The following is a 22,040-nucleotide window of genomic DNA, read 5'->3' as shown; positions in this document are numbered from 1 at the left end:
TCTAGTTCATGGTTCCGTTGCTCAGCAGGGATTCGTGCCCGACGGCGGCTGCCACATGGTCTGCCGCGTAAGCTGCGGCACCAATGAACCCGGCATCGGGCCCCAGCTGGGCTGAGCGGACCAGCGGAGCTGTATCGCGCCCATGTTCGGCCAGCAATTCAGCCAAGCGGGTGCGTGTTGGTTGAGCCAAGGCCTCGCCGGCCGCGCTCACTCCACCGCCTAGCAGCACCAGCCCGGGATCCAGGAGCATGGACACCTGGCTCAGCCCAAAACCCAGCCAGTGCGCAATCTCGGCAAAGTCTTCGGGCGTCCGGGCTTCCATGGTCAGGGCACTGCCACTGGCGTACCTGTCCAGGCAGCCGCGGCTTCCACAGCCGCAGGCCCTGCCCCCGGGGTCAACCACCATGTGCCCTATTTCACCGGCCCAACCGTTGGCCCCAACCACCAACTGCCCATTGACGAGCAGCCCCCCGCCAATGCCGGTTCCCACTGTCACCATGGCCACGTTCTGCTGGTTCCGGGCTGCACCAAACTTGTGCTCGGCCCAGAGCGCAGCATTGGCGTCATTGATGACAAGACACCTGACATCCAGCCGGGCTTCAATCAAATCGGCCAGCAGGGTGTTCTCAAGCTCCAAATTCGCCGCGTACAGCACCGAACGGTGGTCGGTGGACACATAACCTGGCACGGCAACGCCAACAACAGCTCCGTTCACGGGACCCTTGAGTTCGGCAATAACCGCCGCCACTGTCCGGGCTATGGCGACTTCCCCCTCGGGCGTGGGCAGCTGGGCGCGGGCCACAACGCGCCCATCAGTGTCGACTGTGCCGGCGGCAATCTTGGTGCCGCCAATGTCCACACCTATCCACAAATCGCCCGTCATGGCCGCGTATCCGCCGGCGGGTGCGGAATTCGCAACACTGCCACGGCCTGCGGTGTCAGGGCTGCAGGAACCTCCAGCGTTTCTCCAATATTCTCGGTTGTTCCCAGCCATGTTCCACCTGCGAAGTCCACGGGTGCAGGCGGCAGGTGTTCCAGTGGAGTGAGAACACACAAGTAGGTGGCGTTGCCGCCCACAGTCACGGCGTAGTGCTTTTGCTGCTCATCAGTGAGCTGGCCCGGCCAGGGTGTGGTGCTGTAGATGGCATCCCCGTTGTTTTCCAACCAGGCACCCAGTCCGAGCAGCCGTTCGCGGTAGATCTGCGGAACTGTGCCGTCAGCGGCCAGCCCAATGTTGAGCAGCAAATTTCCGTTGCGGGACACCACTGAGACAAGCAGCTGGACCAATTCGGCCACGCTGAGAACGTCGTCCTCGGTTTCCTGCTGGTTGACGCCAAAGGAGCGGCCAAGCCCACGGCAACTCTCCCAATGTTGCTCGGAGAGCCCGCCAATGTCGCTGTATTCACGGGTCAGGTAGCCGTGGGAGGGAACACCCCACCTGTCGTTGACAATTCCCTGCGGGACAACGCTCAGGTACTCCCTGAACAGCGCTGCCACACCAAAGTCGGCATCCGACTTTCCGGCATCCGGCCATTCAATGTCATTCCACAGAATGTCCGGGGCAAACTTCTGGATGAGCTCTGCTGCCTGGGCATGGGAATAGCGGGCAAAGTCTTCGTCATTGCGGCGCAGGCGGAAAATGTCAGGATCGGAATCGATGGCACGGAAGTCACTGACATGCCAGTCCAGGGCACCGGAATAGTAGGCGCCAAACTTCAGCCCCGCAGCGCGGGTTGCCTGGGCGAACTCCGCCATCAGGTCCCGCCGCGGCCCGCGGGCTGCACTGTTGAAGGGAGTGGTGGCGGTGTCCCACAGGCAAAACCCATCATGGTGCTTTGCCGTTGGCACAACGTACTTGGCACCTGCCTGGCGGAACAACTCAAGGGTGGAATCGGCGTCGAACTTCTCAGCGTGCCAGACATCAGCCAGGTCCTCGTAGCTGCTGCCGGGACCAAAAGTGGCCCGCTGGTACGCCTGCGCGCTGCTGCCCTCGATCCGAACCGTATTGCCGTACCACTCAGCATACTGGTGGTCGCGGTAGGCATCCTCGACGGCGGTTGGCGAGCCGGCAACTTCCGCCCATGCCGGCACCGAGTACAGACCCCAGTGGACGAAGATGCCGAATTTTGCGTGGGCCAGCCACTCGGGGAATTCCCAGTCAGGGTAGCTGGGGTTGTGTTCGCCAAAATCTGGCCCCACACGATCCTCAAAGTTAATCATTGAATGCCTTTTGTGTGTTGAAGAGAGCTGGGGTCAGCGTCCGGCGAGGCCGACTGTTGCGATGCCCTTGACCAGGTGTTTCTGGAGGACAATCACCAGCAGCAAGGTGGGCAGGATGGCTATGACGGATGCCGCCATGACCAGGTTCCACGAGTTGCCGTGCTCCCCGAAGAAGGTTTGCAGGCCCAGGGACACGTTGCCCAGTTCATTGACGTCGTTGACCACAATGAGCGGCCACAGGAAGCTGTTCCAGAAGGTGATGAACGTCCAAACACCCAGCACTGCCAGCGATGGCTTGGCCAGGGGCAAGATGATGCGGGTGAATGTTCGCCACTGGCTGCAGCCGTCCATGCGGGAGGCCTCCACCAGCTCGTAGGGGATGTTGACGAAGAATTGGCGCAGCAGGAATACACCGAATGCGCCGAAGGCCCACGGCAGGATCAGTGCCTGCCAGGTGTTGATCCAGCCCAGTTTTTGCATGAGCAGGAACATGGGGATGACCAGAACTTCTTGCGGGATCATCATGGTGGCCAGGTACAGGAGCATGAACTTGTCCCTGCCGCGCCACTTCAGGATGCCGAAGCTGTAGGCGGCAAGCGAGGAAACGGCAACCACAATGATGGTTCCGGCCAGGGAGACTATCAAGCCGTTAACGATGAAGCGCAGGAATGGTGTGTAGTTGAAAACTTCAACAAAGTTCTGCCACCGGATTTCCGAACCAATCAATGACGGCGGTTGAGCAAAAATCTCGCCATTGGGTTTCAGAGCTGAGAAGAAGGTGAAGATGATGGGGAACAGGAATAGCAGGACAACTACGCCCAGCAGGACTTCACTGGTTAGTTTCAGCGGGCGGAAGCGGAACCTTGCCCTGCCGGTGGAATTCTTGCGTGGGGCTGCGTCCTTGCTGGCAGTTCTGGCCTGGAGCTGATTACTAGTCATAGTGGACCCATTTCTTCTGACCAACCCACTGCACCAGCGTGACGATCAGGATCAAGACAAAGAGAATGATGGCAGGTGCCGCGGCGGCACCGAGTTCACCGTCTTGGAATGCTGTTTGGTAAACGTTCATGACAACCGTCACCGTTGAGGTTCCCGGCCCGCCTGCCGTCATGACGAAAGGCTCCGAAAATAGCTGGAACGCCGAGATCATGGTGACTGTTGTGGCGAAGAAGATGGCCGGCGTCAGCAGCGGAATCTTGATGCGCAGCAGCTGTGTGAGGCCATGAGCGCCGTCCAGCATGGAGGCGTCAATGATGTCCTGGGGCAGCTGGTCAATGGCGGCGGAGAAGATCAGCATGTTGTAGCCAAACCCCTGCCAGATGATGACAACCACGACGGCAATCAGGGCCGTGCTGCTGTCGCCCAAAAGGTTGGGGATGTGAACCCCAAAGAGTGAGGCCATGGTGGAATCAACAATGCCGTTGGGCTGGTAGATGAGCTTCCAGATGACGGCCGTTGCCACCGTGGGGGTGACCACCGGAAGGAAGAAGAGCACCCTGTACAGGCGGCTGAACCGGCTGCTGGCAACCCAAAATGCTGTGGAGAGTGTCAGCACCAAGTTGATGGGAACAATCAAAAGCGTGAAAACAATTGTATTGACCAGTGCTGCGGTGAATTGACTGCCGGGTGCAAACAGGTCGCGGTAGTTATCCAGCCCGGCAAAGCTGATCTCGCCAAAGGTGGGCCAGTGGAAGAAGCTTGTGGCAATCGCCAAGATGGTGGGCAGCAGGATGAATACAGTCATCCCCACGGCGCTGGGGGTCAGGAACCCCAGCGCCGCGCGAGAGTCATTCTTCTTCCGCTTCCTCGGCGCAGCAGGCTTGTGGTCCTGCCGGGGCACAGTTCTAGTTGTTATTGCCGTCAAGGGAGTGCCTTTCTGCTACGGCGATGATGTGCGGAAGAGTTTTCACGAGTTACTTAGCTCCACTTTCCTGCACATTTTTCAGCGCGTCCGACGGCGTGATCTTGCCGGAGAATGCCTGCTGGAACTGCTGGGCCATCAGTTTGGTGACCTTGTCCCAGTTGCTGGTGCTGATGAACGGGACAGCCTTGGCCGAGGATGCCTTGGTGACTGCGGCAACCTGCTCGGAGTAGCCGGGGTTCGTGGGATCGATGTCCTTCTTCAGGCCGTCGATGAAGGCCGGGATGGCTGCCGTACGTGCTGGCTGGTTGCCCGAGTTGGCTGATGCCATTTGTGAGGTTGCATCCGTGAGGACACCAATGGCCTGGGCGGCCTCGGTCTTGTTCTTGCAGGTGGAGGAGATTCCGAAGCCGGAGTTGGCTGAGAACGTGCCTGCGCCGTCGGGCCCCTGCGGCAGTGTTACCACGCCAACCTTGAAGCCGGCGGCATCTGTGACGTTGCTCTTGACGTTCCATGAGCCGTCAACGGCCATGGCAACGTTGCCTGCCACGAACTGCTGCTCGCCCCAGGGGACGTCGGCGGAGCTTGCCGGAATGCTGCTGACCTTCTTCTCTGTAGCCAGACTGCTGTACCAGGAAAACGCTGATTCAAAGGCCGGGTCCGTCATCTGGAGGGCACCATCTGCGGAAACAGGCTTTGCACCGTTGAAGGCCAAAAGCTGTGCTGACATGTGCAGATCGGAGAAGGACTGGCCAAAGGCGGGCTTGCCGCTTGACTTGGTGATCTTCTCTGCAGCGCTCACGAACTCGTCGGTGGTCCAGCCATCCTTGGGCTCGTCAACACCGGCAGCCTTGAACGCGTCCTTGTTGTAGTACATGAGCATGGTGGAGAGGCCGTAGGGAAGCGCGTACTGCTTGTCGCCATTCTGCAGGGCCTTCAATGCCCCGCCGTCCCACTCGCTCTCGGTGAATCCGGCGGCCTTGGCCAGGTCGCCGTCAATGGGTGTCATGGCCTTGGCGAAGGCCGGCAGGCGAAGACTTTGCATGCTCACAATGCACGGCGCGGTTCCGGAGGCCAGCTGGGACTGCAACTTGGTGAAGTAGTCGGCGAAGGGGGCCGTGGTGAGGTTGATCTTGATGTTGGGGTACTTGGCTGTGACTTGATCGGCCAGGTCCTTCCACGTCTTGTTGCCCTCGTCGCCCTGGGCCCAGAACGACCAGTCGAGAGTGACATTCCCGGCAGCGGCGCCGTTGCCGGCGTCGGAAGAAGTGGAGGGGCTGCAAGCTGAGGCACCAAGCACGAGTGCTCCGCCGAGGGCGAATGCTGTTAGCTTCTTTGCTAATTTCATATCAATCCTTTGTCAGGACCAAAGGCTCAAGGGCCCTGGGCATATAATTAATTCGGCGCCGAATTAATGGCGTAATGTTAGGATAATCACAGTTGCTGGTTGCAGTCAATAGGGGGCATCAATTTCATCCACACGGGTTAGACCACACACGAGTCCAACGCGCGACGCCATCAGCCGCGCCGAAATTCTGGGCATCCTGGGCCAAGTTGGCCAGCTGAGCCGCAGCGAAATAGCCAAGCGGCTGGCGCTGGGACCTGCCACAGTCACAGCCCAGGTGCGCAAATTGATGACCGATGGCTATGTCCGCGAGTTGGCGGCAGACCCCCGAACCGGGGCTGGCCGGCCGCGTGTTCCCGTTGAGCTGGTTCCCGAGGCTGCAGTGGTGATAGGCATCAGCGTCGCCCCCACAAGTTTGCTCGCCGTGACCATGCTCATCGATGGCACCATTGTGGGCTCGGAGACAGCTGCCTTTGATCCGGCTGCGGCAGTGCTGGCCCAGTTCAAGACAGTCATTGAAACCCAACGCGCAGCACTGGCTTTTCCCGAGCGCGTTGTGGCAGTTGGCATCTCAGTGTCCGGTGCCGTGGACCAGGCCCTGTCAACAGTGCGCATTTCCACAACACTGAATTGGCGCGACTTCAACCTCGGTGCCGAGCTCCAGCATGCCGTAAATCTGCCCGTGTTTGTTTCCAACGACCTTTTTGCCCAGTCCACGCGTGAGGTCAGCTTTGGACTGGGCCGCAACAAGGATGACTTTCTGTTGCTGGGGCTTGGCTACGGTGTTGGTTTGGGCATAGTGAACCGCCGCAGGGTCTTTTGTGGTTCCGGCGGCTCCTCCACCGAGTTCGGTCACATGTCCATCGACCCCAACGGGCCCATGTGCGTCTGCGGAAACTACGGCTGCCTGCAGGTTTATGCCGGACTGGATGAGCTCTTGCGGTCCGCCCCCAACGCCACCGGACCGCAAACCCTGGCCCAACTCCAAGCTGCCCTGGCCCACGGCAGTCCGGAGCTTGCTGACTTCATGGCCGACCTGGGGCACAGACTGGGCCGCTCCGTTGGCGGTGTGGTCAATCTCTTGGGCATTGGGACCATCATTGTAGCGGGGGAAACCACTTCCCTGTGGCAGGAACTCAACACGGGATTCCAACGCGGTCTGGAGGAAACCGTGCTGAAGTTCCTGCTCCCCCTGGACATCACAGTCAAGGCCTGGACGGAGTCCGAGGACGCTGTGGGGGCGGCGGGGCTGGCCCTGCACAACGCCATCAGTCTCAACGTCCCACTGCACAGCAGGGCAGGGACCCCCGCCCCCGCCTAGGCCTTGCCTGGCTCCAGTTCAATAACGAACACCGGCACCAGTGCGCCCGCCTCCAGGGCTGTCACATCGATGTTCAGCTCGCCGTCGGGGTCGCTGAGGTACCTGTCGTCCAGGGTGGTCCGGAAGGTGAACGGGATGTCCGCTCCCGTGCTGAGCAGTCGCACGCTTTTGACCCGGCGCACCGGGACACTGCGCACTGTCACTGTTTCCACCGGCTGCGCCAACGCAAAGAGGTAGATCCTCTGCGCTGCGGCTGTGCTGGGCCCGTAGTACTGCCACGGCTCCAGCCCCGGCTCCACGCCTAAGACGGATTCCTTGCTACCTTCCATCCAGGCGGCCAGGCCACGCAACAGCTCGGCTTGTTCCGGCGCCAGACTGCCGTCGGCACGGGGCCCCACGTTGAGCAGCAGGTTGCCGCCCTTGGCCGCCACCTCCACCACTGTCCGCACAATTTCATGCAACGACTTGTAGTTTTTGTCATCGGGGACGTAGCTCCAGGTGCTGCACATGGTCATGCAGCATTCCCACGGCTCCGTCAACGGTTGGGCGGGGATGAACTGTTCCGGCGTCCGGTAGTCCCCGCTGCCAATGAGCCTGTCATTGATGACAATGTTCGGGGCTAGGGACCTGATGTGCTGCTCAATCCCAGCGGAGTCCCATTCCTCGCGGGTGCGTTCCCATTCGCCGTCGAACCACAACAGGTCGATGGGTCCGTACCAGGTCAACAATTCCGTGAGCTGGTCCTTGAGGTACTGCTGGTACAGAGCCCAATCATCCGCGCTGGCCCGGGGGTAGGCGCCGTGCTGATAGGGGCGCATCTCATCGGTGAAGGCCGGGTAGGCCGGATGGTTCCAGTCCGAGAGCGAGTAGTAGAGTCCCACCCTTATTCCCTGTGCCCGGAAGGCTTCAACGAATTCCTTGACCAGGTCACCGCCACGCTGGCCATATGGCGAGGAGGCAATGGTCCGCTCACTCGCCTGGGACGGCCACGCCGACCAGCCGCTGTGATGCCGCGCGGTGAACACCGCATATCGCATCCCTGCCGCTGCAGCCTGGCTTGCCAAATCTGCCGGATCCCAATTGCCCGGATCAAAGGTGTCCGCCGATTGGTGATAGTCGGCAACGTGCCCGGTGGGGCTGAAGCCGAGTCCGGCCACACCGCCCACCAGGGGCCAGGAGGCCTCCAGACCCTGCTGGCTGGCATGGTCGTAGTGAATGAACATGCCCAGCCCTGCGTGGTTAAACCACTGCTCGGTGTGTTCCTTGGCCTGGGGCGACAACGGCGCCTCGGCCTTGGGGTCGTGAACCTTTTCGTCGGCCCAAACCACGTCGTTTGTCATAACTTTTACCCTAGTCTCTTCAAATACTGGTGTGCGGCGGTGGGCTGGAGGGTTACGCCTTGGGGCGCAGCCTTAGTGCATCCATCCCGCCGTCGACCGCCAGCGAAATGCCCGTCGTAGAACCGGAACGGGGGCTGGCAAGGTAGGCAACGGCGTCGGCGATCTCCGCAGCCTGCACCAGCCGGCCGTGGGGCTGCCTGGCTTCCAACGCGGCGCGTTCTGCCTGCGGATCTGGGGCCGAAGCCAAGAGGCGGCCAACCCATGGGGTGTCCGCCGTGCCCGGACTGACACAGTTGACCCGGATGCCCTGGTGCAGGTGATCCACCGCCATGGCCCGGGTCAGCGACAGTACAGCGCCCTTGGATGCGCTGTACAGGGCGCGCTGCTGAATTCCCGCCGTGGCGGCGATGGAGGACGTATTCACCACTGCTGCAGCCGGCGACATCGCCAGGTGCGGCAAGGCGGCGCGGGTCACCCGGGCAATGCCCACCACGTTGATGTCCAGCACCCGCAGCCATTCCTCATCCGGGTTCTCAGCAATGGAGCCCTGCGCACCAATTCCCGCGTTGTTCACCACAATGTCGAGGCGCCCATAGCGTTCCACCACCTGTTCGACGCCGGCCCTCACGGCGGCGTCGTCGGCCACATTGACCTGGACGCCCAGATTTCCCTCCGCAACCTCGCCCGGATTCAGGTCAAAGATGGCAACGCTGGCACCGCCCTCCATGAGCCGATCCACTACTGCCGCACCAATTCCGGAGGCGCCGCCTGTCACTATGGCCACCAGGCCATCAAATTCGCTCACTTATTTTCCCTTCTCGCTGGCGGCAGCCACAAATTCCTGGCGCTGCCGGCCCAAACCAGTAATTTCAATCTCGCAAACGTCCCCGGCCTTGAGGTACTCAAAACGGCCGGACAGTGCCACACCCTCCGGGGTGCCCGTCAGGATGAGGTCACCCGGCTCAAGCGCCATGTACTGGCTCAGGTACCAGATGATGTAGTCAACGTCGAAGATCAAATCCGCTGTGTTGGAGTCCTGGCGGCTCTCCCCGTTGACCCAGCTGCGCAAGCGCAAATTCCTGTGATCCACCTCCTCGGGAGTGACCAGCCAGGGCCCCGTCGGGTTGAAGCCGGGGGCACACTTGCCCTTGGACCACTGGCCGCCGGAGATTTCCAGCTGGAACTCCCTCTCGGAGAGGTCATTGGCCACCACGAATCCGGCAATGTGCTCGGCCGAATCCGCCACCGAGTCCAGGTACAGCGCCTTCTTGCCGATCACGATGCCCAGCTCAACCTCCCAGTCGGTTTTGTTGCTGTTGCGCGGAATCTGAACTGCGTCATCCGGGCCTGCAACAGTGTTGGGGGTTTTCAGGAACACGATGGGGAACTCGGGCGGGGCTGAGCCCGACTCTGCAGCGTGCGCCGCATAGTTCATGCCCACGCACACCACGGCTCCGGGGCGGGCCATGGGCGAACCCAGCCGGCCGCCGTCGGCCGCCACCACGGGCAGTTCACCGGCGGCCAGCGCAGCGCGCACCTTGTCCACGCCGCCGCTGGCGAAGAACTCGCCGTTGATGTCGGCAGCGATGGCGCGGATGTCATAGTGTTGCTCGGCGATGACCACCGGAATCTCCTCATTGAGGTTTCCGATCCTTGCAAATTTCATGGTTCCTGTGTCCCTTGATTGGTGATGTCAAAATCTGTCAGTGAGTGCCAAAATTCATCCGGCAATGCACGGCCCAGCAGTTCCACGTTGGACGTGACCTGGGGCGCCCTGCGCATGCCCACCACCACGCTGGCTACCTGCTCCGGCCTGAGCGGGAATTGCAAGGCCGCCTGCGGCAGGGTCCCGCCAAAGCGTTCGGCCAGGTCTGCGAGGCGGTTGGCTTCCGCGAGCACGCTCGCCGGTGCCGGGGCGTAGTCCATGAATGCACCAGGCAGTGGGCGCGGACGGGCCAGAATCCCGGAGTTGAAGGGGCTGGCCATGATCACGCTGCGCTCCCCCGCCGCAGCGAAGACCTCATCGGCGCCATGGCGTTCAAGCAGTGTGTACCGCCCGGCCAGCATGGCAGTGTCGATGTCAGTGGTCTTGAAGGCGTGAACCACTGCGGCGCTGCTGTTGGAGCCGATACCCACTGCGTCTAAAACGCCCTGCTCCCGCAACTCGATGAGCGCTTTGGCGCCGGTTTGGGTGGCGTTGGGGTCCCCTGAAACGTCGGGATCGTGAAGGTACAGGATGTCGATGCGGTCCAGACCCAACCGTTCCAGGCTGGCTTCAACGCTGCGCAGGATGCCATCACGGGAAAAGTCCCACACCCGTTTGAAATCCCCCGGAACCTCGAAAATGTTGTTATCCCGCTCGGTGGGTGCGTCATGAGGCAGCAGCAGTCTGCCCACCTTGGTGGAGACGACAAACTCATCCCGCGGCTTGTCCCCCAGCGCAGCCCCGAGCCGACGCTCGGACAGCCCCAGACCATAGTGTGGGGCTGTGTCGAAGTACCGGATCCCTTCGGTCCAGGCCTGCTCAACGGCTTGGGCGGCGTCCGCATCTGTAATGGACGTTTGCAGATTTCCCAGTCCGGCGGCGCCAAAGCCAAGCTCCGTCACATGGACCGCGCTGCCCACAATGTTGTTACTTTTCACGAGTTGATCCTTTGTAGATTTCTTGTGCAGTGCCGCCAAAAATTGCAGCCTGGGAGTCACCGTCTAGGTGCCCGCACAGTTGGGAAAGCAGTTCCGGCCAGGTCCGTTCCTGCCCGGCCAGCAAGGCCACGGGCCAGTCACTTCCGAACATGAGACGGTGAGGCCCAAACACCTCAAGGGCGTGGTCGACGGCGGCACCCACTTGCTCTGCTGTCCACATTTTCCAGTCCGCCTCGGTGGTCAAGCCGGACAACTTGGCCGTGACATTTGGCAGGGAACCCAGTGCCGCAATGTCCCTGCGCCACGCCTCCAGATCACCGCTGGCTATTGGCGGTTTACCCAGGTGGTCCACCACAAATTGTGTCTGCGGTTGGTCCTTGACCAGGCCGGTGGCCATGGGGATCTGCTCGGGGCGCAGCACCAGGTCAAAGACCAAACCATGCCTGGCCAGCTCCCTCAACCCTGCTGTAAGCTCCGGCCGGGTCATCCACAGAGAGTCCGGATCCTGATGGATCAGGTGCCTGATGCCAAATAGCTCGCCTGCCGCGATGGCAGGCCCGTACTCCTGCAGCTGCTGTGCCACGGGCAGCAACAGGTCCACCCAGCCAACAACACCCGCCACGGCGGGGTGCTTGGCCATGGCCAACAGATCCCGAGTTTCTTGGGCCGAGTTGGCGCTCTGGACCAGCACGGAGGCGTCAACGCCAGCGGCTGCCTGCATGTCAACAAGCTCAGCCAGCATGAAGTCACGGTCCAGAACAGCCTTTTCCACCGGGTCAATCCAGGGCTGCGGGGTCCGGGACCTCCGCCACACATGGGCGTGGGCGTCAATCCTCATGGAAGACGCCATACCTCTTCGGCGTCTGACCACTGCGTTCCCGCGGCCAGCGCCTCGGGCAGCGGCTGCTGGCAGGGGTCCGTCAGCTTCCACCAATCCTGCGTGGCAGGGTCGGCGGCCATGGCCGCCATGTCTGTGGCGTAGTCGCTGCCTGTGTACTCGAAATAGCCCAGCAGCAGGTCGCCGTGGTTGAAAATGGTGTAGTTCTCAATGTTGCTGGCCCGCAGCCGTTCCTGAACTTCCGTCCACACCTGGCGGTGCAGCCTGACGTACTCCTCGCGGTACTGGGGCTTCAAGCCAATGATTTGAAGATGGCGCTCGCGCATGCCGACCCTCCCTTAAACCAGTGCCTTGGCGTGGATCATGCGGATCACGTCCTGGCTCATGGTGTCGTAGTCGTGGGTGTTTTCAACGGTTCCAGCCAAGGTGAAAGAGTCCATGACGGCAATTCGGTCCGCCAGGGTGATCATCTCCGCCAAGTCACTGGAGATCAGCAGGATGGCAAGTCCCTTGTCAGCCAGGCCCCAAATCAGCTCGTAGAAGGACCGTTTTGTGCGCACATCAATGCCGATGGTGGGTTCATCGATGATCAGGATCTTCGGGTTGGCCGCCAGCCACTTTGCCAGCGACACCTTTTGCTGGTTGCCGCCGGAAAGCTGCCCGGCCAGCTGGTCCTGGGAAGAAACCTTGATGCCAAGTTCGTCAACATACTTCTGGACCATGGCGCGCTCAGCACCGGCCTTCACGACACCCAGCGGACCGGCCAGCTTGCCCCACGTGGTGGCAGCAACGTTGCGGGTGATGGTCTGGTCCAGGAAAACGCCCTCCTCCTTACGACTTTCGGTGACGTAGCCAATGCCGTATTCATGCAGGGCGTCCCGCACTGAGCGGATCCTGGCGGGCGTGCCGTTGACCAGCAGCTCACCCTCTGTGATGCGTTCCCGGCCCAGAATGGCGTGCGCCAGTTCGGTGCGCCCCGCACCCACCAGGCCGTACAGGCCCAGGATTTCTCCGGGGCGCACGTCCAAGGAAATGCCGCCGTGGCCCGCCGTCGTGGTCACGTTGCGAAGTTCTAGAACAGGCGCGACGGCGGTATCCACCGAACGCTCAGGCGTCACCAGGGATGCCAGTGAACGGCCCACCATGATGTTGACAACAACATCATGCGGGTGGTCCGCTAACGCGGCGTCGCTGAGCACGGTTTTTCCATCCCGCAGCACAGTGACTGTGTCGCAGTGGGCATACACCTCGTCAAGTTTGTGACTCACAAAGAGGATGGCCGCGCCGTCATCCTTCAACCGGTGGATCACCGTGAACAGCTTCGCGGCCTCGGCATCACTGATGGAGGCCGTGGGTTCGTCCAGGAGCAGGACCTTGGTGTCCGTGTAGAGGGCGCGGGCAATCTCCACGAGCTGGATCTGGGCCGAGGACAGGCTTGAAATGGGCGTGCCCGGGTCAATGTCAAAGTCCAGCAGCGCCAGGCATCGGGCGGCTTCAGAGTTCACCTTTTTCCAGTCGATGAAGCCAAACCGCTTGGGCGTGCGGCTGAGCACAATGTTCTCCGCCACAGTGAATTCGCGGATCACATTGCGTTCCTGGTGAACAACTCCCACCCCTGCGGCCGAGGACGCCGAGGGGTTGGCGAACTTTTGTTCAATCCCGCCAATGAGGAGCTTGCCGGAATCGGCCTGGTGCACACCCGTCAGGTATTTGATGAGAGTGGATTTGCCGGCGCCATTCTCGCCCAGCAGGGCATGGATTTCGCCTCCTGCCAGCGTTAAGTTCACGGCGTCCAGGGCCTTGACGCCGGGGTACGTCTTGGTGACATTGCGTGCTTGAAGGATGGGAGTGCTCATGAGTGTGCCCCTTCGGATACCTTGTCCGCACTAGTTGGTGCGTTGTTGCGGTGGTTGGCAACCCTGGCGCGCAGCATGCCGGCCTTGGTGGATTCTCTGGATTCGCGCAGGCGGCCCAACGCCACAGTGCCCAGGATGACGGCACCAATGACCAGGTTCACCCAGGCGGGTGCCAGCTGGAATTCCGCGCGTGCACTGTCCACAAGCCTGACCACAAAGGCGGCCAGGACTGTGCCGAAGACGGCCACCGTGCCACCCGTCAGGGACACCCCGCCAATGATGGGTGCGGCAAAGCTGGAAAGCAGCCAGTCGCCGCCAACGCTCTGGTTCACGCCGGGCAGCGAGGCGAAGGAGATAAAGCCCGCGAACCCGGCGATGAGGCCGGAGGCGCCGTGGGCGATGGTCAAGCTGCGGTCGTTGGAGATGCCTGCCAAGGTGGCGGCATGCTCATTGTCACCGCTGGCGAGAAGGTGACGGCCCGTCGTCGTATATTTGAACGCCAATCCCACCAGAACGGCCACAATGATGGCTATCACGAAGATGGCGGGCAGGCCGAACCAGCTGGCCTTGCCCAGGGCGGCCACGGGCGCCCAGTTGTCCGCCGAGATGGTGCGGGTGTTGACCAGCGCGTACTGTACGCCGAGCAAAACTGTCATGGTGGCCAGGGTGACGATGAAGCCGTTGATCTTGGTGGCGACCACCAGGATGCCGTTGGCCATGCCCGCAATAGCGCCGACCACCACGCAAACCAGGCCGCCCAGCCAGGGGTTGAAGCCCCAGTCGGCCACCATGACGGCGGCCAGGCAGGCTGCCACGCCGCCGATGGCGCCGATGGCCAGGTTCAGCTGTCCCACGGCGAGTGTGATCATCTGGGCCAGACCGATCAGGATGGGCACGGCCAGGAACTGGAAGAACGTCTGCATCGAGACGGGGCCAAAAAAGTTGCCGCCCGAGGACACGCCCAGCAGGATTGCGCCAAGGACAATCGTGGCGATGAGGACAAGGTATTGGGATCCCATGGATGCGGGCAGTTTGAATTTCATGCGCTTGCTCCGCTCGGGATAGCTTCTTGGCTGTTGGGTGTGTCCGGTGGCGTTTCGCTCGGCTTGCGACGGCGGACGGTGCGGATCCGCTCGGCGGACAGCGCGACCAGCAGGATCAGGCCCAGGAAGATGTTGAGCATTTCGATGCCCGCTCCGAAAAGTTCCAGGCCGCGACGGATCAACAGGGCCAAGGTGATGCCCAAGAAGGTGCCCGTTACGGAGATGTAGCCGCCCGCCAGCAGGGTGCCACCCAGGATCGGCCCCAGGAAGGACTGCAGCATGAACTCGTTGCCGATGGCGGGGGTGAAGGAACCCGTGCTGGTCGCCAGCAGAATGCCGGCAAAGGAGGCAAGTGCACCGGAGATGGCGTGGACAAGGACCACGCGCTTGTTGGTGGGGATGGCGGAAAGCTCTGCGGCCTTGATGTTGGCGCCGGTCAATAGGATTTCGCGGCCCAGTTTTGTCCTGCTGTACAGGGCGCCCACCAGGATCACCACCACCAGCACGGGGACCAGCATGACGGGAATGGCTGCGGGTCCGCAATATCCCACCATGCAGACATCCAGGAATGTGCCGCGGCCCAGGAACTCCATGCCGTCGGGCTTGAGCGTGAAGGCGGATCCGGGGCTAAGCGTGGAATAGACGGTGGGGACAAGGCCCAGGAGGGCGAAGCTCATGGCAAGGGTGACAATGAAGGAATTCACGCCAGTTTTTGCGATGATCCAGCCCGTGGCCCCGCCAATGAAGGCGCCAGCCGCCAGCCCCACGATGAGGCCCACCAGGAAGGGCATCTTCCACAAGTCAAAGGCCATGCCCGTGAACATGGCACCAAAGGCAGCCATGTTGCCCACGGCGATGTTCATCTGCCCAATGGACAGCACCATCATTTGAGCCAGCCCCACAATGGTGAAGATGGCGATGCTGGTGAGCAGCGGCGCAACGACAAACGCACCGTTGAAGGCGTTTGGCTTGGTGGCACCAATGACGCCCACCAGGACCAGAATGATGAGCACCAAAAAGGACTGCGGTGAGGTGAGATACCGCTTTATGTCAATGCCCTGCCGGCGCTTCACGGCGCCGGCAGGGTTTCCTGTGTGTGTCATGCAACCACCCTCTTATCAATCTCATCCATGTCCCAGTCGATGCCCAGGCCGGGGGTGTTGGGCGCCAACGCGCGACCGTTGGCAATCGTCATCTCGCTCCTAGTGATGGCGCGCAGCTGCGGAATGTGTTCCACGTAGCGGCCGTTGGGGATGGCTGCCAGCAGGCTGACGTGCAGTTCCATGAGGAAGTGCGGGCAGACTGCCACGTTGAAGGCCTCGGCCAAGTGGGCCACCTTCAGCCACGGGGTGATGCCGCCAATGCGGGCCACATCAACTTGCACAATGCCCGCGGCGCCGCGCTGGAGGTATTCGCGGAACTGGGCCACTGAGTACATGGACTCCCCCACTGCCACGGGAATGGAGGTGGCTTCGGCCAGGCGCACGTGTCCGGAGACGTCGTCGGCTGGCATGGGCTCCTCAATCCAGAAGATGTCTAGCGGCTCCAGTGCGCGGGCCCGTCGGATGGACTCCGGGCCCGTCATGGATTGGTTGGCGTCCACCATGATGTCCATGCGGGGCCCGACGGCGTCACGCACGGCACGCAGGCGCTCCACGTCCTCGGACACGTGCGGCTTGCCAATCTTGACTTTCAGCCCCGGCCAGCCCGCAGCCTGCGACGCCTTGGCCGAGCTGACCAATTCGTCAGTGGTCAGGTGCAGCCAGCCACCCTCGGTGTCATACAGCGGCACGTCCTGGCGGAAGCCGCCGGCCACCTGCCACAACGGCGCCGCGGCCCGCTTGGACTTCAAATCCCACAGAGCAGTGTCTACGGCGGCCAGCGCCAAGGAGGTGATGGCACCTGTTGTGGTTGCCCGGGTGGAGGCGAACAGATCCATCCAAATTTGTTCAATGTTGTTCGCGTCCATGCCCACCAGGCGCGGCACCAGGTGCTCGCGCAGCATGGACTGAACGGCGGAACCGCCGGTGCCAATGGTGTACGAGTAGCCGAGGCCGCTGAGGCCGTCGTCGGTCTTAAGCTCAACAAAGATGGTCTCCTGCTTCAGGAAACTCTGGACGGCGTCAGTCCTTACTGTCTCAACTTCGAGATCCACAAGGTAGGCACGGGCGTGGGTGATGCGTGGCATGGTGGCCTTTCGAGACTGGGTGTGCGGGGCTTATTTGCAGCTGAGGTACTTCGAGTCGAAGTCCTTCTGCAGTTCGGCTGACTTGGCCGTGCGCTCGGCATCGTAAGTGTCCACGTTGTCCTTGCTGACAATGAAGGAGCCGGAGTCAACGATCTGGCCTTTGGTGGCCATGGTGCAGGCCTTGCTGGCGAGCTTGGCCAGCGCGTAGCTGCCCACATATGCCTGGCCGCTGGGGTTCTGCACAACTGTTGCCGAGACCGAGCCGTCCTTGATGGCGGCGAGAATGGTGGCGTCGTCGTCAATTGCCACCAGCTTGATGGGGAGCTTGGATTCCTTCACGGCCGTTGCCGCGGCAACGGCCGGGTTGTAGGCGGTGGAGACGATTCCTGTGATCTGGCTGCCCTTGGATGCGAGGAGGTCGGCAACTGCCTTCTGGGCCGTGGTGAGGTCCGTATCGATGTCAGTCACATCCGGCAGCAACGTCACGGCACCGCTAGTCTCGGCAACGGCCTTCTTGACGCCGGCAATGCGGCGCTGGGTGTTGGAATCAACATTGACACCCGTCAGGTGGGCCAGAATGCCCTTGCCGCCCATGGCGTCGATGGCCGCCTTGGCTGCCTTGTAAGCTGCTTCCTCGGTGTCCGTGGACAGGCAGAAGTCTGCCTCATTGGTGTCGCCGGCCGGGCAGGAACCCAAAGCCGCTGTAGCTAACCCGTGCTTGGCTAGGTTGGTGAACGTCGAGTTGATGTCTGTGGGGGAAACACCGAAAACACCAAAGGCGTTGTAGCCGTTGGCCACCATGGAGTTGATGACGTCATTCTGCTTGGTCTGGTCCCAGTCGGCCGTCTCGTTGAAGGTGACATCGCCCAGCTTGAAGTCAGTCTTGGCCTTGGCTCCTGCAGGGGCCCAAGGCTGGAAGTACGGGTGCGCCCCGCCGGAGACAAGACCTACCTTGACTGTATCCATGGCTGCGGGGGCTTTGCCGGAATCGCCACCAACCGAAGCCTGGGGTGTGCAGGCGGTGACCGCCAGGGTTGACACGGCGAGGACGGCCAGAGTGGTGGAAAGTGTTTTCAGTCTCATCGTTGAGTCTCCAAACTATGTTTCAGAATCCTATAGGATATAGTGATATTTCATTATCTGGGCCTATATACTTTCTGTCAAGGACTCTGATCGGAGAAGCGTTTGGACGCGTCATATTTGACTTCGCTACATGGCATGGCTCCACGGCAAGAACTGGCGGATGAGGTTTACACCCTCCTGCGGGGACACATCATGCGCGGCACCATTCCCCCAGGGGTGCGCATCAACATTGAAGATGTTGCCCGCCAGCTCAACGTTTCTCCCACGCCTGTGCGCGAGACGCTGGCCCGACTGGAATCCGAGGGGCTTGTTGACCGCCAGCCACGCCGCGGCTACCGCGCCACGGAACTTTTGAACCGTGAGGATGTACGCGAACTATATGAGCTGCGCATGCTGCTGGAACCGTTCGCTGTGGAACGGGCAACCCAGATCGCCGACGCGGCGCTGCTGCATCAAATCTCCCAGGAGATGGGCCACGGCCACGAACTCACACGGACCAAGGACGCAATTTCACCGGCTGAACTCTCCGCACACGACGAACGCTTCCATGACTTGATTTTCCAAGCAGCAGGCAATGAGGTCATCAGGGCGTCCTATGCCCGCACTCACTGCCACCTGCACATCTTCAGGCTCTCCTACTCGGACACCTTCGATGACCACACCATCCTTGAGCATGAACAGATAGTTGAATCCCTGCGCGCAGGAAACACCGAGGCTGCGGTTGAGGCGATGCGCAGGCACGTCATCTCTTCCGAGGCCCGTGTCCTGAAGTATTTTGAAAGCCAGCAGCCCAAGCGCACGGGCTGGCGCAACGCGGGCGCGCCACTGCTGTAAGCGGTGGCCGCAAGCGACCCTGGCGCAGCTGTGCGGCGCGGGTCTAGGGTGTGAAGATGAGCAAGAACCCAGATTATGACGACCAAGATCTGATCCATGACCACGGCGCTGCGGATCCGCTGGCGCAGGTTTACACGGAGCTGGTGACGCCGGACATCGAGGAGATGAACGAGCACGCAGCCGCCCTGGCAGACGAAGCCGAAACTGAACCGGACAGCCTTTAGGGGCACCACACACCAGCGCTTTGTGCGCTCAACTGCGCCTTGACGGCTTGTCTGCGGTGGAGCAACCGCAGATAAGCCGTCAAAGCGCAGTTATGGCTTCGGCGCAGGAAAGCAGGACGGCTACGCGGCCACCTTTGCGCCGGCTGCCTTGGCCGGCTTCGGGGAGGTCACGCCCACGGAGTCGGCAGAGAGTCGCTGCGCCAGCCAGATCGGCACAATCGAGATGATGATCAGCACCACGGCCACCACGTTGACCACGGGCGCCTGGTTGGGGCGGAACAGGTTTTGCAGGATCCAGATGGGCAAGGTGGTGTCGCCTGCACCAATGGTGAAGGTGGTAACAATGATCTCGTCAAAGCTCAGGGCGAAGGCGAGCAGGCCACCGGCCAGCAGGGCCGAGCGCAGTTGCGGGAACGTCACCAGCCAGAACGTGGTGAACACCCCGGCACCCAGATCGGCCGAGGCCTCCTCCAGCCGGGCGTTGGTGCGCCGCAGCCGGGCAATCACATTGTTGAACACAGTGACCATGCAGAACGTGGCGTGGGCAATGACCACAGTCCACATGCTCAGCGGCACCCCCAAAATGGTGGTGAACATGTTGTTCAGCGCAATGCCAGTGACAATGCCGGGCAGGGCGATGGGCAGAATGACCAGCAGGTTGATCACGTCCCGGCCAAAGAACTTGTACCGCTGCAATGCCAGTGAGAGCAGCGTGCCCAGCACCAGGGAGATGATGGTGGAAACCACGGCCACCCACAAGGAGGTGACCAGCGCTTCGCGGACACCCTCCGATTCAAAGGCCCTCCCCCACCATTCAAGGGTGAAGCCCTTGGGTGGCCAGCCAAACGTCCTGTCCGCGTTGAACGAGTTCACCACCACCAGCAGCAACGGGGCATAGATGAACAACAGTACCAACGCCGTGATGATGCCGAGGATAGTTTTTGCACTCTTGGAAAGTCTCATGGCGCGCTCCTACAAATTGTTCAGGGCGCCTGTACGGCGGACCACAAAGAGGTAGATCATGATGATCACGATCGGGATCAGGGACACCGCGGAGGCAAACGGCAGGTTGTTGGCAGCACCAACATTGGCGTAGACAACAGTTCCCAGCATTTGCGTGGTGCCGCCAACAATCTGGGCCGTGATGTAGTCACCCAGGGACAGTGAGAAAGTGAAGATGGTGCCGGCAATGATGGACGGCACCAGGATGGGCAGCATGACCAGGCGCATGGTGGTCAGTGGCTTGGCCCCAAGGTCCGAGGACGCCTCCAAGAGGGAATCTGGCACCTTTTCAAAGCCTGCGTGGATGGGCAGGATCATGTACGGCAACCAGATGTAGGCCAGGGTCAGGATCACGGCGGTCTCGGAATATCCCGGACTGGTCGCGCCAATGGGGGCGCCCAACCATTCCAGCAGGCCACCGTCGGCCAGGACGTTGCGCCAGGCGTAGGCCTTCACCAGGTAGCTGGCCCACAGCGGCATGAGCACCGCCACCACCAGAATCTTCTGCCAATTGGCGGTGGCAACTTTGGCGATGAAGAAGGCAATGGGAATGGCGATCACCATGTCGATGAACGTGACCGCCAGTGCGATCCAGATGGTTCGCAGGGTGATGATTTGGTACACGGGGTCCGTCAGAACCTGGATGATGTTGTCAAAGCTCCAGACGGTGGAGACCTTGCCGGTGAACGTGTCCACCGTCCACAACGCCGTAATCAGCAAGGCTGCGAGCGCGGCAACGTAGACCAGGATGAGCCAGCCGGCGGGGGCCGTGAGCAATCCGGCGAGCCGAAGCTTCGGGGACCTGTTCAGCAGGGCCGAGAAAGTGTTCTTTTTTGCCCGGGGTACCTCGGCGTGGCCGGGCGGGACGCCAGTGCCTGGCGTGGCTCCGGGCTGCATCTGTAATGCCATGTCCTCTAACCTTTGATTCGAAAGTGCAGCGGGTGGGTCCAGCAATTAGCGCGCACCCAGACGGTGCCGTGATGGGTGCGGTGGGTGCGGCGGGAGGGGGTCCGCCGCACACACCGGCTAAGGGGCTACTAGCCCTTGATTTCCGTCCAGGCCTTGGTCCATTCGGAGTAGTCGGTGCACGTGGCATCGGTGCGTCCGTCCAGGCACTTGGCTACGGGTGTGGTCCAGTACCAGATCTTCTCCGCGTAGGCCGCATCTCCCGAGTGGAAGGTGGTGCAGTGCTCCTTGTCCGCCGTCAGATCGCAGGCCTTGGGGTTGGCCGGGGACTCGCCGAAGTACTCGGCGACCTGGGCGTTGGCTGCCGGGCTGGCAATGTAGTCCAGCCACAGGTAGGCGCAGTTGGAGTTCTTGGTGTTGGCGCCGACCATCCACGTGTCCGACCAGCCCGTGGCTCCTTCGGAAGGAAGCACCGTTTCCACCTTCACGCCGTCGGCCTGGGCAATGTTAGCCCCCACCTGCCAGGTGGTGCCGACCACCGTGGTGCCGGAGGAGAAGGACTGGACTTCCTTGACCACGTCATTCCAGTACTCGCCAATGTGCTCGCGCTGGGCCTTGAGCAAGGTGACGGCTGCGGCGAGCTGGTCGGCGTCGAGCGCGTAGGGGTTCTTGATGTTCAACTCGGGCTTGTGCGTCATCAGGTACATGGCGGCGTCGGCAATGTAAATGGGTGAATCGTAGGCCGTGACCTTGCCGGTGTTGGCGGCGGCGTCGGTGAACACGGCACTCCAGGAGGTGGGCGCCGGGGTGACCTTGTCGGCGCGGTACATGAGCAGGTTGGCGCCCCAACCGTGCGGCATGCCGTAGTTCTTGCCATCCACCGTGTTCCACGCCTTGTCCTTCAGGAACGGGTACACGTCCGGGTAATTCTTCAGCAGGGACGTGTTCACGGGCTGCACGTCGCCGCCGGCCACCAGGCGCAGGGAAGCGTCGCCGGATGCGGAGATGACGTCGTACTGGCCCGTGCGCATGAGCGTCACTGCCTCATCCGAGGTGCCGAAGGGCTTGAAGTTGACCTTGCAGCCGGTGTCCGCGGTGAACTTGGTGACCCAGTCAACCTTGGGATCGTTGCTGCCATCCTCCACATAGCCGGGCCAGGCCAGAATGGAGACCTGCCCCTCCCCCGCACCGATGGACTCCTTCATGCTGCTGGCCGGGGCGTCGCCGCCGGAGGTTCCGCACGCTGTCAGCGCCAATGCTGCCACCGCCAGGGTTCCCATTACTTTGAGTGCATTCTTAGTAGCCACTGTCTTGTCCTTTGTGTCTAGAAATGAAT

The 22,040-nt window shown here is 61.6% G+C and carries 22 protein-coding genes; 3 read left to right on the top strand and 19 right to left on the bottom strand.

What is annotated here, in order from left to right; genetic code table 11:
* Position 1: 1 nt before the first annotated feature.
* From ACX80Q_RS13140 to ACX80Q_RS13120, 5 genes are read right to left on the bottom strand one after another with little or no spacing between them, the layout of a single operon-like run.
* A complete protein-coding gene (locus ACX80Q_RS13140; protein WP_459330975.1) occupies positions 2-883 on the bottom strand; it encodes an ROK family protein in 882 nt (293 codons plus the stop codon).
* Positions 880-2,220, bottom strand: a complete 1,341-nt coding sequence (locus ACX80Q_RS13135; protein WP_459330974.1) for an alpha-L-fucosidase — start codon at positions 2,218-2,220, stop codon at positions 880-882. Before ACX80Q_RS13135 ends, ACX80Q_RS13140 begins: the two co-directional genes overlap by 4 nt.
* 33 nt (positions 2,221-2,253) lie before the next feature.
* Positions 2,254-3,159: a carbohydrate ABC transporter permease gene (locus ACX80Q_RS13130; RefSeq protein WP_459330973.1), complete on the bottom strand. Its 906-nt coding sequence runs from the start codon at positions 3,157-3,159 to the stop codon at positions 2,254-2,256.
* On the bottom strand, positions 3,152-4,084 hold the full coding sequence (locus tag ACX80Q_RS13125; RefSeq protein WP_459330972.1) for a carbohydrate ABC transporter permease: 933 nt from the start codon (positions 4,082-4,084) through the stop codon (positions 3,152-3,154). The genes ACX80Q_RS13130 and ACX80Q_RS13125 overlap by 8 nt, the downstream gene beginning before the upstream one ends.
* Positions 4,085-4,133: 49 nt before the next feature.
* Positions 4,134-5,429 (bottom strand): ABC transporter substrate-binding protein, encoded by a 1,296-nt coding sequence (locus ACX80Q_RS13120; protein WP_459330971.1) that lies wholly within the window; start codon positions 5,427-5,429, stop codon positions 4,134-4,136.
* A gap of 121 nt (positions 5,430-5,550) precedes the next feature.
* Between ACX80Q_RS13120 and ACX80Q_RS13115 the strand changes: the two genes are divergently transcribed.
* Positions 5,551-6,747 carry an ROK family protein gene (locus tag ACX80Q_RS13115; protein WP_459330991.1) on the top strand — a complete coding sequence of 399 codons (1,197 nt, stop codon included), beginning with the start codon at positions 5,551-5,553 and terminating at the stop codon, positions 6,745-6,747.
* Here the strand turns inward: ACX80Q_RS13115 and ACX80Q_RS13110 are convergent.
* From ACX80Q_RS13110 to ACX80Q_RS13060, 11 genes are read right to left on the bottom strand one after another with little or no spacing between them, the layout of a single operon-like run.
* Complete coding sequence (locus ACX80Q_RS13110; protein ID WP_459330970.1) at positions 6,744-8,087, bottom strand: alpha-L-fucosidase; 1,344 nt, start codon at positions 8,085-8,087, stop codon at positions 6,744-6,746. The two genes, ACX80Q_RS13115 and ACX80Q_RS13110, sit on opposite strands and share 4 nt — an antisense overlap.
* A gap of 52 nt (positions 8,088-8,139) precedes the next feature.
* Positions 8,140-8,892 carry an SDR family NAD(P)-dependent oxidoreductase gene (locus tag ACX80Q_RS13105; protein WP_459330969.1) on the bottom strand — a complete coding sequence of 251 codons (753 nt, stop codon included), beginning with the start codon at positions 8,890-8,892 and terminating at the stop codon, positions 8,140-8,142.
* The gene (locus ACX80Q_RS13100; RefSeq protein WP_459330968.1) at positions 8,893-9,753 is read right to left on the bottom strand and encodes a fumarylacetoacetate hydrolase family protein; all 861 of its coding nucleotides are present in this window, start codon (positions 9,751-9,753) and stop codon (positions 8,893-8,895) included.
* On the bottom strand, positions 9,750-10,730 hold the full coding sequence (locus tag ACX80Q_RS13095; RefSeq protein WP_459330967.1) for an aldo/keto reductase: 981 nt from the start codon (positions 10,728-10,730) through the stop codon (positions 9,750-9,752). The genes ACX80Q_RS13100 and ACX80Q_RS13095 overlap by 4 nt, the downstream gene beginning before the upstream one ends.
* Positions 10,720-11,568: an amidohydrolase family protein gene (locus ACX80Q_RS13090; protein ID WP_459330966.1), complete on the bottom strand. Its 849-nt coding sequence runs from the start codon at positions 11,566-11,568 to the stop codon at positions 10,720-10,722. Before ACX80Q_RS13090 ends, ACX80Q_RS13095 begins: the two co-directional genes overlap by 11 nt.
* Positions 11,565-11,894, bottom strand: coding sequence for an L-rhamnose mutarotase (locus tag ACX80Q_RS13085; protein WP_459330965.1), 330 nt, complete (start codon positions 11,892-11,894; stop codon positions 11,565-11,567). Before ACX80Q_RS13085 ends, ACX80Q_RS13090 begins: the two co-directional genes overlap by 4 nt.
* 12 nt (positions 11,895-11,906) lie before the next feature.
* Entirely contained in the window at positions 11,907-13,424 is a 1,518-nt protein-coding gene (locus ACX80Q_RS13080; protein WP_459330964.1) for a sugar ABC transporter ATP-binding protein, read from the bottom strand.
* Positions 13,421-14,467 (bottom strand): ABC transporter permease, encoded by a 1,047-nt coding sequence (locus ACX80Q_RS13075; protein WP_459330963.1) that lies wholly within the window; start codon positions 14,465-14,467, stop codon positions 13,421-13,423. The genes ACX80Q_RS13080 and ACX80Q_RS13075 overlap by 4 nt, the downstream gene beginning before the upstream one ends.
* On the bottom strand, positions 14,464-15,570 hold the full coding sequence (locus ACX80Q_RS13070; RefSeq protein ID WP_459330962.1) for an ABC transporter permease: 1,107 nt from the start codon (positions 15,568-15,570) through the stop codon (positions 14,464-14,466). Before ACX80Q_RS13070 ends, ACX80Q_RS13075 begins: the two co-directional genes overlap by 4 nt.
* Positions 15,567-16,655: a mandelate racemase/muconate lactonizing enzyme family protein gene (locus tag ACX80Q_RS13065; protein ID WP_459330961.1), complete on the bottom strand. Its 1,089-nt coding sequence runs from the start codon at positions 16,653-16,655 to the stop codon at positions 15,567-15,569. Before ACX80Q_RS13065 ends, ACX80Q_RS13070 begins: the two co-directional genes overlap by 4 nt.
* A gap of 30 nt (positions 16,656-16,685) precedes the next feature.
* On the bottom strand, positions 16,686-17,738 hold the full coding sequence (locus ACX80Q_RS13060; protein ID WP_459330960.1) for a sugar ABC transporter substrate-binding protein: 1,053 nt from the start codon (positions 17,736-17,738) through the stop codon (positions 16,686-16,688).
* A 135-nt stretch (positions 17,739-17,873) separates the two neighbouring features.
* Here ACX80Q_RS13060 and ACX80Q_RS13055 point away from each other — a divergent pair, with 135 nt between their 5' ends.
* The gene (locus tag ACX80Q_RS13055) at positions 17,874-18,572 is read left to right on the top strand and encodes a GntR family transcriptional regulator (RefSeq protein ID WP_459330959.1); all 699 of its coding nucleotides are present in this window, start codon (positions 17,874-17,876) and stop codon (positions 18,570-18,572) included.
* Positions 18,573-18,628: 56 nt separating this feature from the next.
* Entirely contained in the window at positions 18,629-18,796 is a 168-nt protein-coding gene (locus ACX80Q_RS13050) for a hypothetical protein (RefSeq protein WP_459330958.1), read from the top strand.
* 120 nt (positions 18,797-18,916) lie between these two features.
* Here the strand turns inward: ACX80Q_RS13050 and ACX80Q_RS13045 are convergent, their stop codons facing one another.
* The 3 genes from ACX80Q_RS13045 to ACX80Q_RS13035 all read right to left on the bottom strand — a co-directional run bounded on the left by ACX80Q_RS13045 (position 18,917) and on the right by ACX80Q_RS13035 (position 22,011).
* Positions 18,917-19,759 carry an ABC transporter permease gene (locus ACX80Q_RS13045; RefSeq protein ID WP_459330957.1) on the bottom strand — a complete coding sequence of 281 codons (843 nt, stop codon included), beginning with the start codon at positions 19,757-19,759 and terminating at the stop codon, positions 18,917-18,919.
* A gap of 9 nt (positions 19,760-19,768) precedes the next feature.
* A complete protein-coding gene (locus ACX80Q_RS13040; RefSeq protein WP_459330956.1) occupies positions 19,769-20,707 on the bottom strand; it encodes an ABC transporter permease in 939 nt (312 codons plus the stop codon).
* 128 nt (positions 20,708-20,835) lie between these two features.
* Positions 20,836-22,011: an extracellular solute-binding protein gene (locus tag ACX80Q_RS13035; protein ID WP_459330955.1), complete on the bottom strand. Its 1,176-nt coding sequence runs from the start codon at positions 22,009-22,011 to the stop codon at positions 20,836-20,838.
* Positions 22,012-22,040 lie beyond the last annotated feature (29 nt).

The organism is Arthrobacter sp. HLT1-20 (genome assembly GCF_054510895.1).
This window is presented reverse-complemented; position numbering and strand designations above follow the sequence as displayed.

What these genes read in the sequence shown, in the direction of transcription:
- ACX80Q_RS13140 (WP_459330975.1), bottom strand. Translation starts at nt 883, where the DNA reads ATGACGGGCGATTTGTGGATAGGTGTGGACATTGGCGGCACCAAGATT.
- ACX80Q_RS13135 (WP_459330974.1), bottom strand. Translation starts at nt 2,220, where the DNA reads ATGATTAACTTTGAGGATCGTGTGGGGCCAGATTTTGGCGAACACAAC.
- ACX80Q_RS13130 (WP_459330973.1), bottom strand. Translation starts at nt 3,159, where the DNA reads ATGACTAGTAATCAGCTCCAGGCCAGAACTGCCAGCAAGGACGCAGCC.
- ACX80Q_RS13120 (WP_459330971.1), bottom strand. Translation starts at nt 5,429, where the DNA reads ATGAAATTAGCAAAGAAGCTAACAGCATTCGCCCTCGGCGGAGCACTC.
- ACX80Q_RS13110 (WP_459330970.1), bottom strand. Translation starts at nt 8,087, where the DNA reads ATGACAAACGACGTGGTTTGGGCCGACGAAAAGGTTCACGACCCCAAG.
- ACX80Q_RS13100 (WP_459330968.1), bottom strand. Translation starts at nt 9,753, where the DNA reads ATGAAATTTGCAAGGATCGGAAACCTCAATGAGGAGATTCCGGTGGTC.
- ACX80Q_RS13090 (WP_459330966.1), bottom strand. Translation starts at nt 11,568, where the DNA reads ATGAGGATTGACGCCCACGCCCATGTGTGGCGGAGGTCCCGGACCCCG.
- ACX80Q_RS13085 (WP_459330965.1), bottom strand. Translation starts at nt 11,894, where the DNA reads ATGCGCGAGCGCCATCTTCAAATCATTGGCTTGAAGCCCCAGTACCGC.
- ACX80Q_RS13080 (WP_459330964.1), bottom strand. Translation starts at nt 13,424, where the DNA reads ATGAGCACTCCCATCCTTCAAGCACGCAATGTCACCAAGACGTACCCC.
- ACX80Q_RS13075 (WP_459330963.1), bottom strand. Translation starts at nt 14,467, where the DNA reads ATGAAATTCAAACTGCCCGCATCCATGGGATCCCAATACCTTGTCCTC.
- ACX80Q_RS13070 (WP_459330962.1), bottom strand. Translation starts at nt 15,570, where the DNA reads ATGACACACACAGGAAACCCTGCCGGCGCCGTGAAGCGCCGGCAGGGC.
- ACX80Q_RS13065 (WP_459330961.1), bottom strand. Translation starts at nt 16,655, where the DNA reads ATGCCACGCATCACCCACGCCCGTGCCTACCTTGTGGATCTCGAAGTT.
- ACX80Q_RS13060 (WP_459330960.1), bottom strand. Translation starts at nt 17,738, where the DNA reads ATGAGACTGAAAACACTTTCCACCACTCTGGCCGTCCTCGCCGTGTCA.
- ACX80Q_RS13055 (WP_459330959.1), top strand. Translation starts at nt 17,874, where the DNA reads ATGGCTCCACGGCAAGAACTGGCGGATGAGGTTTACACCCTCCTGCGG.
- ACX80Q_RS13050 (WP_459330958.1), top strand. Translation starts at nt 18,629, where the DNA reads ATGAGCAAGAACCCAGATTATGACGACCAAGATCTGATCCATGACCAC.
- ACX80Q_RS13045 (WP_459330957.1), bottom strand. Translation starts at nt 19,759, where the DNA reads ATGAGACTTTCCAAGAGTGCAAAAACTATCCTCGGCATCATCACGGCG.
- ACX80Q_RS13040 (WP_459330956.1), bottom strand. Translation starts at nt 20,707, where the DNA reads ATGGCATTACAGATGCAGCCCGGAGCCACGCCAGGCACTGGCGTCCCG.